Origin of the sequence: Streptomonospora sp. PA3, assembly GCF_009728995.1 — a bacterium.
GTDB lineage: Bacteria > Actinomycetota > Actinomycetes > Streptosporangiales > Streptosporangiaceae > Streptomonospora.
In genome coordinates, this window is sequence record NZ_VTZW01000006.1 from 1 (window position 1) to 11,896 (window position 11,896).

The window sequence follows — 11,896 nt, forward strand, 5'->3', positions numbered from 1 at the left end:
CGAAGCGCGATCACAGCTTGCCGCCGAGCGCACGCGGTTCTTCCCAGGTGGAGCCGTACCACCGGTGGCGGACCTCCGGCACAAAAGTGCACCGTGCGCTCGGCGGCAAGCTGGCGCACAGCGCTTCGCGCATCACAGCCCCATTGCCGCAACCTCCTGTGGTGACCGACTCCTTGAACACGACGTAGGCCGCCCCACTACCGCCCTCGCCGCCCCCGTCGGGCGGCCCGCCGTCCGCCGCCGGCAACCGGTCACCGCCCAGCCCAGGCCCCGCCGGCCATCGCCGCCCCGTCGCAAGCCCGACCGGCGGGCACCCGAACCGATGCGCGCGGGCCAAGCCCTGCGCTGTCGTCGCCGCTTCGTCGGGTGATCGGGCCATACGCAGTCATCAGCCGGTGGCCGCCGACCCGAACCCCCGCCGTCGCCGCCCCCGTCGCCCACCGCCACCGGCGAGCACCCCAACCGATCCCCGCGGGCCGAGCCCACCACCGCCCTCGCCGCCACACTCCCGGAGGGCTAATGCTTCCGAGGGCTACCACTCCCGGACCCGAACGAACGGCATCGGGTCTACGGGATGGCTTCGCCCAGCGCCGCGATCACGTCGGCCTTGCGGGGCTGCCCGCTCGCCCGCTCGGTGATGCGCCCAGCGGCGTCGAGCACCAGAACGGTGGGGGTGCGCACGATGTCGAGCCGGCGCACCAGGTCCAGGTGGGACTCCGCGTCGATCTCGACGTGGGCCACGCCCTCGACCATGGCGCCCACGTCGGCCAGGATGCGCCGGGTCGCGCGGCAGGGCTGGCAGAAGGCGGTGGAGAACTGCACCAGGGTCGCGCGCTCGCCGAGCCCCGCACCCAGGTCGGCGGAGGTCAGCGCGCCGGGCGGCGCGTCCGTCCCGGGCGCGGTCTGCCCGCCGGAGTGCTGCGCGTCCATGCCGGCCGCCTCCTTGTGAACCGACTGCGCCTGCGCTTGCGGCGGGTGCTGCCCGCGGGCACCGCGCGCCGATCTTCCGACGGCGCGGAAGCGGCCGTCGAGGCGGCGGCGCAGCAGGCCGATGGCCGTTCCCACGATCAGCACCGCCGCCAGGGCCGCGGCGCCGGCCAGGGCCTCGGTGCCCGGTGCACCCGCGTCCACGAGGCTACCCCTGCAGGGGGGAGCCGCCGACGAGCTGGACGTCGCTGGCCTCGGCGGTGACCTCGACCCCGTTGGGCAGCGCCTTGATGCCCTCGACCTGCAGGCCGAACGGCATCTCGGGGACGGGGACCTCCAGCGACAGCAGGTCGTCGACCAGCCCCCTGCCACCGAACTGGGTCTGGCCGATCTCGATGTCGGAGGGGGAGACGACGATGCTGTCGCCCTCGACGGCGACGTTCAGGTCGGCCGAGACGGGCGTGCTGTACTGCCCCATCGCCAGGTCGCCGGCCATGCGCGGGCGGCCGTTCTCGTTCTCGATGACGATGCCCTCGGGAAGCCGCTTCTGCAGCTCGCTGTAGGGCAGCATGACCTTCGCCTCCGCCGTGCCCGCCACCACGCTGGGCTGGGTCATCAGATCGGACAGCGGCGCCCTGACGTCGAGGGCGGTGATGTCGACCCGCTCCAGCTGGACGTCCTCGACGACGATCGCCCCGGTGACGATCCGGATCTCCTCGTACTCCCCGCTGATCGCCTGGGTGAGGAAGGGGAAGCCGCCGATGGTGACCTCCGGTTCGGAGGTCATCTCGTACTGCTGCTCGACGCGGGAGGCGATCTCGCTCTCGGCCGCGTAGTGCAGCCCGCGGTCGGCGACGGCCACCACGATCAGCACGAAGATCACGAAGACGAGGAACTTACGCATCGGGCTACCAGCACGCTCCTGTTGGTTCCGGCGCCCCGCCCGGCTCCGACATCCGGCCGGCGGGCACGCCACGGCGGCGTCGGAGGGCGCCCAAAGCTCGGTACTTGCATGGAAGGGTACTTCACCCGTTTCGTCACTCCGGGTCCCAGGGGGATCTCACAGCGAACTCTGAGGGAGTACCCAGGGCCGGGGCCGGGCCGGGGAGGAAAGGGGCCGAACGGGCGGCACCGGCCGCACGCCGACGACGAGGTTAGCGCGGCATGAGCATGCTGGCTAGGTTGTCGGTGGCCGAGGCCCCGGAGAGCGAGAGTTCGATCACGTTGGTGGCCACGACCGCGGCGGCGCTGCGGCGGCCGAACTCCAGGACGTGCGGCTGCTGCTCGTGCTCCTCCATGGCCAGCTCGTCGCGGTACATCGCATAGACGATGCGCTGCAGCGGCGCACTGGGCACGGTGTGGCAGGCGAACAGCAGGGTGTCGGGTTCCCGCCGGGCGACCTCGTCGACGACCTCCTCGGCGGCCTCGTCGAAGGCGTCCGCGCGGCCGTCGGCGAGCGTGTAGATGGTGATCACGCCGAGCAGCCGCTGCTGGCGCGGGGCCGGCGCCCGGCCCGCCACCGGGCCGCGCTCGTCGCGGTCGCCGGCGCCGCCGTCGGGCTCGCCGAAATCGTCGTAGTCGGCGTAATCGTCGTAGTCGTCGCGGTCACGCCGCCGGCGCCTGCCCCACACACCGTCCTCCTCATCGTCGGCAGCGCCGCTGCCGTCGCGCTCGTCACCGGCACCGCCGCGGGCCGACCGGGAGCGGCCGCGGGCCCGCCGGTTCGGGCGCTCGCGCGGGGGGTCGACGGCCCGCAGGAAGCCCACCCACAATGCCGCGATCGCGCCCATCATCAGCAACTGGCCGAGAATGCCCAGGCCGAAGCGGCTGACGATGATCTCCAGTAGCACCGCCAGTCCCATCAGCGCCAGCACCGACAGGTCGTGCTGGGCGCGCCGGGGGTTGTCCCGCAGCCGCCGGGACACCGCGATGGCGCAGGCCGCCAGCGCCACCACGGCGAAGATGTGCACCAGCCCCAGCGCGAAGGCGGGGATGGTGTCGTAGTGGTCGCTCATGACCGGGTAGCTGTTGTCGAAGTTCCCCCGCAGCCGGTCCATGGTGAGCACCACGAGCGGCACGACGCCCAGGGTGGTCACGACAAGGCGGGTCCCGAAGCGGGCGCGCGGCGAGTGCACGGCGTACTCGACGGCGCCCCAGCCGGTCAGCAGCGGCCCCAGCAGTCCGACCCCGATCTGCAGGGCGCGGAAGGTGGATTCGGAGAATCCGAGCAGTGCGCCGGGGAAGGCGGCGCTGAGGGCGATCGCGAGCGCGACCGCCGACGCCGCCCAGGCAGCCGTGAAGAGCCGCGGGCGCCGGGAGCCGCGGGCGATCAGCGCCGCGGTGGCGCTCCAGGCCACCAAGGCGCAGACGAATGCCAGTCCAACCTCGACCATCCCGCTAATGATGGTGCACTCGCGGCCCCGGGCGTGAATCCGGACCCGATATCGCCTGACCGTTTTGCCGCACTCACCTCCGTTTGCACGGAAACAGGCGTTTGACATGTGAGTTACCTCACCGGACACACCGCGGTTTCCGCTCGGTTGTCCGGGGGTGCGCACCGACGTCTTAGGCTCGGAGGTATGTGGCGCTATCTCCGTCGAGACGACCGTGGCCGCGCCGCCCTCGCCGGGGAAGCGTCGGCCGCGGCCGCAGAGGCCGGGCGGGGCGACGACCGCGCCCGCGGCGCGTACGTGCGGCCGCTGACGGCCGACGTTGCGGCCGCGGCGGCGCGCACGGGCGCCCCCATGGCCTTCTTCGACGTCGACAACACCCTGATGCGCGGCGCATCGATCTACCACTTCGCCCGCGGCCTGGCCGCCCGCGACCTGTTCACCACCCGCGACCTGCTGCGCTTCGCCTGGGGGCAGCTGCTCTTCCGCGCCAGCGGCACCGAGCACCCCCAGCAGATCGACGCCGCACGGGATGCGGCCCTCGCCTTCGTCGCCGGCCACGACGTCAACGACCTGGTGAACCTGTGCGAGGAGATCTACGACGACACCATGGCCGACCGCATCTGGGACGGCACCCGGAACCTGGTCCGCCGCCATCTCATGGCAGGCGAGCGCGTCTGGCTGGTCACCGCCACGCCGGTGGAGCTGGCCGACATCATCAGGCGCCGCCTGGGGCTGGACGGCGCGCTGGGCACCGTCGCCGAGACCGTCGACGGCGTCTACACCGGCCGCCTGGTGGGCGACCTGCTCCACGGCCCGGCCAAGGCGGCGGCCGTGGAGTCGCTGGCCCGCCACGAGGGTGTGGACCTGGACTCCTGCACCGCCTACAGCGACTCCAGCAACGATCTCCCGCTGCTGTGCGCGGTGGGCCGCCCCAACGTGGTCAACCCCGATGACGCCCTGCTCGACCACGCGCACGCCCGGGGCTGGCCGGTGCACGAGTTCCGCACCCACCGCACCGCACTGCGCGTGGGCGTGCCCGCGGCGCTGGCCGGGGCCGTGGCCGGGGGTGTGACGATGAGCGTGCTGCGCCGCCGCGCACGCCGCTGACGGCGGTCGGCACCGCGGCGAAAGCCCGGCGGAAGGGCTCAGGCGCCCAGCGCCGGCCGGATCCGCTGCGGGCTGCCGTGCGAGGAAGCGGCGCCCTGCTCGCGGGGACCGCCGCCGCGCTCGCTCAGGTAGGCCTCGAACGCCTCTTGGGAGGTGTAGGCCGGCGACCAGCCCAGCACCCGCTCCAGCTTGCTGAAGTCCACGACGCGGCCGGAGCACAGCAGCCGCAGCTGATCGGGCGAGTAATCGAACTTGCCGCGCCGAGCGAGGCCGCCGAGCATGCGCAGTCCGCGCTCGGGCATGGCGAACCGGCGCCGCCCCACTCGCTGCAGGCAGTGCGACAGCGGCAGCGAGCCCGATCCCGCGACGTTGAACACGCCCGAGACCTCGCTCAGCGCCATCCGGCGGACCGCTTCGATGCCGTCGTCCTCGTGGATGAACTGCATGTTCGGGTCGTAGCCGCGCACTGTCGGCACCAGCCGCAGCCCGAAATAGCGGGTCAGCGGGGTGTCGACCGAAGGACCGATGAAGCTGGCGAAGCGCAGCACGGCCACCGACATGTCGGGCCGGCGCCGGGCCAGGATTCCGGTGTGCTCCTCGACCTCGGCGGCGTTGTGCGCGTAGGACGAGCGCGGCATGCTGCGCGGTTCGCGGTCCTCGGTGCACAGTGCCGAGTCGTGCGCCGACTGCCCGTAGACGGCGGCGCTGGAGCGCACCACCAGGCGCGAGACCGCCTGGGAGCGCTGGCAGCCGGCCAGCAGCTGCATGGTGCCCAGGATGTTGCCGTTGCCCGCGACCGACGCCGGCCGGCCGCCGGAGTCGGCGCCGGCGGGGGTCAGCCCCAAATGGAGCACGGTGTCGGCGCCGGAGTCCACGACCGCCTGGGCGAGGTTGCCGCCGTGCAGGTCGGCGGACACGTACTCGACACGGTCCAGAGGATGGCGCGGCGGTGCGGCGTCGACGCCGACGACCCGGTCGACCCCGGGCTCGGCCGCCATGGCCTCCGACAGTCGGGCCCCCAGATAGCGGGAGACCCCGGTTACCAGAACGACGCGGCCCATCAACGCCTCCACGAGTCGGGGATTTCCGGCGGGGAACAGAGAGGCCTCCGCGGCGACCGTTCCGCAGCGCTGCAGCCGCGGCTGCTGCGTCCGGTGCCCGCGGAGAGGCCGACCTCTGCCGGATTGGCGACTACTTCTTGTTGCGGCGCGCGACCCGGGTCCTCTTCAGCAGCTTGCGGTGCTTCTTCTTCGCCATACGCTTGCGGCGCTTCTTGATGACGGAACCCATACGGCTCACCTCTCGCCAGCGGACCTGATGACATGACGGCCCGCCTCGCACACTGCTCAGGCGGCAGCGCGCGTGCGGAACCGGCGGAAGAATGCGGCGGGATCCGTCGCAAGGACGAAGCGCGCGGGACCGCGCGCCGATGAAATACGCCGCACCCGAGGGACCAGCCTACCGCGACGCACAATGCGTTCGGCGCAGAGGTGGCCCCTTCGCCGGTCCGCCTCGGGGGGAACACGGGGGGAGGGGTATGCATTCCCGCCCGTCACCCACCACCGCCCCTAACGGAAGCGCTCCGCGCCACTCCCCCACATGCCCGTCACCCACCACCACCCCTAACGCAAGCGCTCCGCGCCACTCCCCCACATGCCCGTCACCCACCACCACCCCTAACGCAAGCGCTCCGCGCCACTCCCCCACATGCCCGTCACCCACCACCACCCCTAACGCAAGCGCTCCGCCACCCACCACCGCCTTCAAGCGCGCGGCGCCGGCTCAGGCTCCCGGGACGAGGGGGCCGCTCCTGCGGTAGAGGTCGGCGGCCGGTTCGGCGTAGCCCACGCTGACCAGCCGGTGCTCCTCGAAGGTCAGCGACGTCACGCTGGCCAGGTTGCACTGCCGCCGGTCGGGGCGGTGCCACAGCCGCTTCTTCTCGGCCGCGCGGCGCGCCATCCAGATGGGCAGTTGGTGGCTGACGCAGACCGCCTCGCGGCCCCACGCCTCCTTGCGCACCACCTTGATCACGTCGACCATGCGGGCGACGATGCGCGAGTACGGCTCGCCCCAGGAGGGCCGGAACGGGTTGTAGAGGCGGCGCAGCACCTGCGGGTCGCGCACCGACCGGGAGGACAGGGTCATCCCCTGGAAGGTGTTGCCGGCCTCGATCAGCCGCTCGTCCAGCCGGATGGACACACCGAACTCGTCGGCAACGGCCTGGGCCGTCTCCTTGGCGCGGTCCAGCGGCGAGGAGTACAGCGCGGCGATGTCGCGTCCGGCGAGCCACTCCGCGGCGAGCACGGCCATCTCCGTGCCGTTCTCGCTCAGGTGGAACTCCGGCAGCCGGCCGTAGAGGATCCCGTCCGGGTTGTGGACTTCGCCGTGCCTGAGGAGATGGACAACGGTGGTCGTACTCATGTGCGGGCGACCGATTCCCTTCAGCTCGTTCCGGGGGCGGCGCTGTTCGGGCAGCAGTCGCGGCCGTCCGAGGCGCGGACACGTCCCTCGGACGGGTACGAAAGGCCGGGCGTCGCCGTACGGGGTGTCGAGATCCAATCTATCGAGCCCCGGCGGCCGGAGGCTCACCGGACACCCGCCGCCTGCTCACGGGGACGCGCCGGCTCCGCCCCTCGCGGTGCCGGGATCCCTCCGGCGACCGCGCAGGGCTGTCACCGGAGGGATCGGCGACCGGACTTTCCCCGGGGAGGTCCCGGCCTACGCCTCGGCCGCCGCGCGGGCCGCCCGCGGGAGTGCGCTGATGATGCGGTCGATCGCGGCGTCGTCGTGGGCCGCCGAGAGGAACCACGCCTCGAATGCGGCCGGCGGCAGGTAGACGCCCTGGTCGAGCATCGCGTGGAAGAAGGCGGCGAACCTGCCGAGGTGCTGTGCGCGGGCGCCCTCGAAGTCGGTGACCTCATCGCCGGTGAAGAAGACGGTGAACAGGCTGCCGCCCCGCTGGACGCGGTGCTCGACCCCCGCGGCGCTCAGCTCGCGCTCCACAGCGGAGGCGACCTGGTCGGCGGCGGCGTCGATGCGCGCGTAGACGTCGTCGGTGGCGTTGCGCAGCGTGGCCAGCCCCGCCGCGGTGGCCAGCGGGTTCCCCGACAGCGTGCCCGCCTGGTAGACGGGCCCGGCCGGAGCCAGCAGCTCCATCAGTTCGGCGCGCCCGCCGAAGGCGGCCGCGGGCAGCCCGCCGCCCATGACCTTGCCGTAGGTGACCAGGTCGGGGGCGACGCCCTCCAGGCCGTACCAGCCCGAGCGGCTGACGCGGAACCCGGTCAGGACCTCGTCCAGCACCAGCAGGGAGCCGTTGGCCGCGGCGATCTCCTTCAGCCGCGCGTTGAAGCCGTCGCGGGGCGGAACCACGCCCATGTTGGCGGGGCAGGCCTCGGCGATCACACAGGCGATGTCCTCGCCCTGCTCGGCGAAGACGCGCTCCACGGCGGCGATGTCGTTGTAGGGCAGCACCACGGTGTCGGCGGCGGAGGCGCCGGTGACGCCCGGCGAGTCCGGCAGCGCGAACGTGGCCACGCCCGATCCCGCCGATGCCAGCAGCGCGTCGACGTGCCCGTGGTAGTTGCCGGCGAACTTGACGACCTTGCCGCGCCCGGTGGCGGCGCGGGCCAGCCGGATCGCCGACATGGTGGCCTCGGTTCCGGAGTTGACCAGCCGGACCTGTTCGACGGGCGCGCGGGCGACGAGTTCCTCGGCCAGCTCCACCTCTCCGGCGGTGGGCGTGCCGTAGGAGGTGCCCTTGGCCGCGGCCTCGGTCAGCGCCTCGACCACGGCCGGGTGGGCGTGCCCGAGGATCAGCGGACCCCAGGAGCAGATCAGGTCGACGTAGGTGTTGCCGTCGGCGTCGGTGAGGTAGGGCCCCCGGCCCGAGGCCATGAACGGGGGTGTGCCCCCCACCGCTCCGAATGCGCGGACGGGGGAGTTGACCGCACCGGGGACGACGGCGCTGGCTCGCTGGAACAGCTCGGCGGAAGTGTCTCGTGTACCCACGCCCCCAAGTGTGGCAGCCGCGGCCGGCTGCCGCCGCCCTGTCCACAGGAGGTGCCCGCCGTGTCCCCGCGGCGGCGGGCACCCCGGCTCGTCGTGCGCCTCCCGCGCCGCCGCCGGTCCGGGGACCGCGGCGCGGCGCTATTTCAGGCCGGTCGTGGCGATGCCCCGGACCAGGTACCGCTGGCCGAACAGGAAGAGCAGGAAGATCGGGACGAGGGAGACCACGGACATCGCCATGAGGGAGCCCCAGGAGCTGTCCGAGGTGGAGTCGACGAATGTCCGCAGCGCGACCGGGACCGTGTACATCTCCGGGTCGGTCAGGAAGATGAGCTGGCTGAAGAAGTCGTTCCAGGTCCAGATGAAGGTGAAGATCGCCGTGGTGGCCAGCGCCGGAGTGGACAGCGGCAGCATGATCTGCAGGAAGATCCGCCCGTGCCCGGCGCCGTCGATGTGGGCCGCCTCGGTCAGGTCGCGCGGGATGCCGCGGAAGAACTGCACCATCAGGAAGATGAAGAAGGCGTCCGTGGCCAGCAGCTTGGGCACCACCAGCGGCAGGTAGGTGTTGATCCAGTCCAGCGACGAGAAGAGGATGTACTGGGGCACGATCACCACGTGGATCGGCAGCATGATGGACATCAGCATGATGGCGAACCACAGCTTGCGCCCGCGGAAGTTCAGCCGCGCGAAGGCGTAGGCGGCCATCGAGCACGAGACCAGGTTGCCCAGCACCGCGCCCGCCACGATCACCAGAGAGTTCATCAGGTAGTGGGTGAACGGGTGGCCCAGCGCGTTCCAGCCCTCGGTGTAGTTGCCCAGGTCGAGCTGCGTGGGGATCAGCGACGGGTCGCGGAAGATCAGCGCGTTGGGTTTGACGGAGCTGGCGACCATCCACAGCAGCGGATAGATCATGACGAGCCCGGCGGTGATCAGCAGGGCGTGCTTGGCGATGCGGCGCAGGAGGTGGCCCCACTCGATCGGGCGCCGGGCCTCGCCCGCGCTTCCCGCGGGCGCCGACGGGCGGCTGCGCGCGGCCGGCTTGCGCGCCGGGCCGCGGGTTTCCGGGGTGCCTGCTCCCAGCAGGTCGGGTTCAGTCATTGTAGAAGACCCAGTACTTGGAGGCGAAGAAGTTGACCGCGGTGAGCGCCGCGATGATCACCAGCAGCAGCCAGGCCATCGCCGACGCGTAGCCCATGTGGAGGTTGCCGAAGCCCTCCTCGTACAGGTACAGCGTGTAGAACAGCGTCGAGTCGATCGGGCCGCCCGTTCCTCCGCTGACGATGAAGGCCTGGGTGAACGCCTGGAAGGCGAAGATGATCTGCAGGACCAGGTTGAAGAAGATGATCGGTGTCAGCAGGGGGATCGTGACGGCGCGGAACTGGCGGAGCTTTCCGGCGCCGTCGATGGCGGAGGCCTCGTAGAGGTCCTTGGGTATCTGGCGCAGCCCGGCCAGGAAGATCACCATCGGCGAGCCGAACGTCCACACGTTGAACACGATCAGTGTGCCCAGCGCGTAGTCGGGGTGGGCGATCCAGCCGGGGCCGTTGACGCCGAAGACGCCCAGCAGCTGGTTGATCAGTCCGGCGTTGCCGAAGATCTGGCGCCACAGGATCGCGACCGCGACACTGGCGCCCAGCAGCGACGGCAGGTAGAACACCGAGCGGTAGATCGCCAGCCCGCGCAGCCCGCGGTCCAGGAACAGCGCCAGTCCCAGCGCGGCGGCCAGCTGCAGCGGGACGGAGACGAAGACGTAGGTGAAGGTCACCCGCAGCGACGTGAACAGCCGCGGGTCGCCGGCCATCGCGGCGTAGTTGTCCAGGCCGGTCCATTCCGGCGGATCCAACAGGCTGTAGTCGGTGAACGACAGGTAGAGCGACGCCGAGATCGGTCCGACGGTGATCAGGGCGAGGCCGACGAACCACGGCGCGAGGAACACCGCGGCGGCCTTGTTGTCGCCGCGCTCGGCCGGGCTGGGGTTGGCTCGGGCGGACTTGGTGCGCCGCAGGGCCGCGAGCTCACCGATCGCCGACACGGTGCCCCCTTTCCGCGCCCGTCCCCGCGGGGGCGGGGTCCGCCTGCTCGGGCAGCCCCAGCTCGGCGATGCGCACCGGGAGGCCGGAGTCCATCGAGGCGTTGGCCGCCAGGCCGATGGCGACCGAGGCGAGGCCGTCGCCGAAGCCGGCCCGCTTGCCGAGCGGGTCGGCGGCGGGGGTGCCGAACACGTCCTGCAGCAGCAGTGCGTCGCCGCCGCCGTGCCCGCCGGGCCCGTCCTCGGCGATCGGCACCGGCTGCGCCTTCTCCCAGTGCCGCTGCACGGTCAGGCGTGCGCCCCTGCGGCGCTCGTCGCCGTCGGCGGTGTCCTCGACCGAGCTGGCGTCGAGCACGAACCGCCCGTCCGGGCCGGGCAGCACCGCGCTGCGTTCGACGACCTCCAGCTCCGCGCGCCCGGCCGTGCCGTTGACCGTCACCCGGTAGCCCTCCCACGGGCTGTGCGCGTTCAGGGAGTAGGTCAGCACCGCGCCGCGGCCGTAGCAGACCATGGCGGCCACGTTGTCCTCGATGGTGATGCCCGGAGCGAAGACGTCGCGGTCGCGGATGTAGCCGTCGTGGACCTCGGCGTCGAGGTAGAGCGAGCGCAGCACCGGGTCGTCGCGCAGGTCGAGGGCGAAGGGATCGCTGCTGGGCGGGTCGGTGGTGCCGCGGGCGGGGCGCTCGCCCAGCCCGCGGGCGCGGGCGTTGGCATCGCCGTAGAACCGCAGGCCGCCGCTGGCGAACACCCATCGGGGAGCGTCGGCCAGCCACCAGTTGACCAGGTCGAAGTGGTGGCCGGCCTTGTGCACGGCCAACCCGCCCGAGCGGGTCTTGTCGCGGTGCCAGCGGCGGAAGTAGTCGGCACCGTGCATGGTGTCCAGCGCCCATTCGAAGTGGACCGAGGTGACGTCGCCGATGCGGCCCGAGGCCAGCACCTCCTTCAGGGCGGCGTTGCGCGGCGAGTAGCGGTAGTTGAACGTCACCACGAGGGAGCGGCCGGTCTCCTGCGCCGCGGCGGCGATCAGGCGGCAGCCCTCGACCGAGGTTGTCAGCGGCTTCTCCAGGACGGCGTCGGCGCCGGCCCGCATGGCGCGGGCGACCGTCTCGGCGTGGGTCCAGTCCGGGCTGGTCACCACGACCGCGTCCACCCGCTGCTCTGCGACCATGCGCTCCAGGTCCCGGGGGGCGTAGCGCGCGGGCTGCGGCGCGTCAGGGCGGTGTCGGGCGAGGAGGCTGTCGGCGTGGTCCATCCGCGCCGGGTTGGGCTCGCACCAGGCGACCAGGTCGGCGGTGTCGGCGTACTCCCCGGCCAGGGCGGTGATGAAGAACCGCGCCCGCGCGCCCGTGCCGACCACTGCGTACCGGCGGATCTGGGTCATGCTGCTCCTTGCGTCCTCGGGGTGACGTAGCGGTGTCGGTAGATGTCGGCGTGG

At 72.2% G+C, this 11,896-nt stretch carries 12 protein-coding genes; 2 read left to right on the forward strand and 10 right to left on the reverse strand.

All coding sequences use genetic code 11. The annotated features are described in order from the left end of the window. Positions 1 to 188: hypothetical protein (locus tag FZ103_RS25075; protein ID WP_222936490.1), on the forward strand; the 188-nt coding region annotated here is incomplete at its 5' end. Positions 189 to 567: 379 nt separating this feature from the next. Here FZ103_RS25075 and FZ103_RS26150 read toward each other — a convergent pair. From FZ103_RS26150 to FZ103_RS03820, 3 genes are all read right to left on the reverse strand, one after another. Continuing rightward, on the reverse strand, positions 568 to 930 hold the full coding sequence (locus FZ103_RS26150) for a thioredoxin family protein (protein ID WP_155999041.1): 363 nt from the start codon (positions 928 to 930) through the stop codon (positions 568 to 570). A gap of 205 nt (positions 931 to 1,135) precedes the next feature. After that, positions 1,136 to 1,831, reverse strand: a complete 696-nt coding sequence (locus FZ103_RS03815; protein WP_155998916.1) for a DUF2993 domain-containing protein — start codon at positions 1,829 to 1,831, stop codon at positions 1,136 to 1,138. Between the two features lie 250 nt (positions 1,832 to 2,081). Then, a complete protein-coding gene (locus FZ103_RS03820) occupies positions 2,082 to 3,320 on the reverse strand; it encodes a putative quinol monooxygenase (protein ID WP_155998917.1) in 1,239 nt (412 codons plus the stop codon). A gap of 351 nt (positions 3,321 to 3,671) precedes the next feature. Between FZ103_RS03820 and FZ103_RS03825 the strand changes: the two genes are divergently transcribed. Then, positions 3,672 to 4,427 (forward strand): HAD family phosphatase, encoded by a 756-nt coding sequence (locus tag FZ103_RS03825; protein WP_255429754.1) that lies wholly within the window; start codon positions 3,672 to 3,674, stop codon positions 4,425 to 4,427. A 38-nt stretch (positions 4,428 to 4,465) separates the two neighbouring features. Here FZ103_RS03825 and FZ103_RS03830 read toward each other — a convergent pair whose 3' ends face one another. The 7 genes from FZ103_RS03830 to FZ103_RS03860 all read right to left on the reverse strand — a co-directional run bounded on the left by FZ103_RS03830 (position 4,466) and on the right by FZ103_RS03860 (position 11,842). Then, a complete protein-coding gene (locus tag FZ103_RS03830) occupies positions 4,466 to 5,488 on the reverse strand; it encodes an NAD-dependent epimerase/dehydratase family protein (protein WP_155998919.1) in 1,023 nt (340 codons plus the stop codon). Between the two features lie 130 nt (positions 5,489 to 5,618). After that, the gene (locus FZ103_RS03835; RefSeq protein ID WP_013155353.1) at positions 5,619 to 5,717 is read right to left on the reverse strand and encodes a 30S ribosomal protein bS22; all 99 of its coding nucleotides are present in this window, start codon (positions 5,715 to 5,717) and stop codon (positions 5,619 to 5,621) included. Between the two features lie 492 nt (positions 5,718 to 6,209). Next, on the reverse strand, positions 6,210 to 6,848 hold the full coding sequence (locus FZ103_RS03840) for a histidine phosphatase family protein (RefSeq protein WP_155998920.1): 639 nt from the start codon (positions 6,846 to 6,848) through the stop codon (positions 6,210 to 6,212). Positions 6,849 to 7,145: 297 nt separating this feature from the next. Next, positions 7,146 to 8,435, reverse strand: coding sequence for a glutamate-1-semialdehyde 2,1-aminomutase (gene hemL / locus FZ103_RS03845; protein WP_186355774.1), 1,290 nt, complete (start codon positions 8,433 to 8,435; stop codon positions 7,146 to 7,148). A 138-nt stretch (positions 8,436 to 8,573) separates the two neighbouring features. After that, a complete protein-coding gene (locus FZ103_RS03850) occupies positions 8,574 to 9,344 on the reverse strand; it encodes a carbohydrate ABC transporter permease (RefSeq protein WP_255429755.1) in 771 nt (256 codons plus the stop codon). 178 nt (positions 9,345 to 9,522) lie between these two features. After that, entirely contained in the window at positions 9,523 to 10,437 is a 915-nt protein-coding gene (locus FZ103_RS03855; RefSeq protein ID WP_155999043.1) for a carbohydrate ABC transporter permease, read from the reverse strand. 10 nt (positions 10,438 to 10,447) lie between these two features. Beyond that, positions 10,448 to 11,842 (reverse strand): Gfo/Idh/MocA family protein, encoded by a 1,395-nt coding sequence (locus FZ103_RS03860; RefSeq protein WP_155998922.1) that lies wholly within the window; start codon positions 11,840 to 11,842, stop codon positions 10,448 to 10,450. Positions 11,843 to 11,896: the final 54 nt, after the last annotated feature.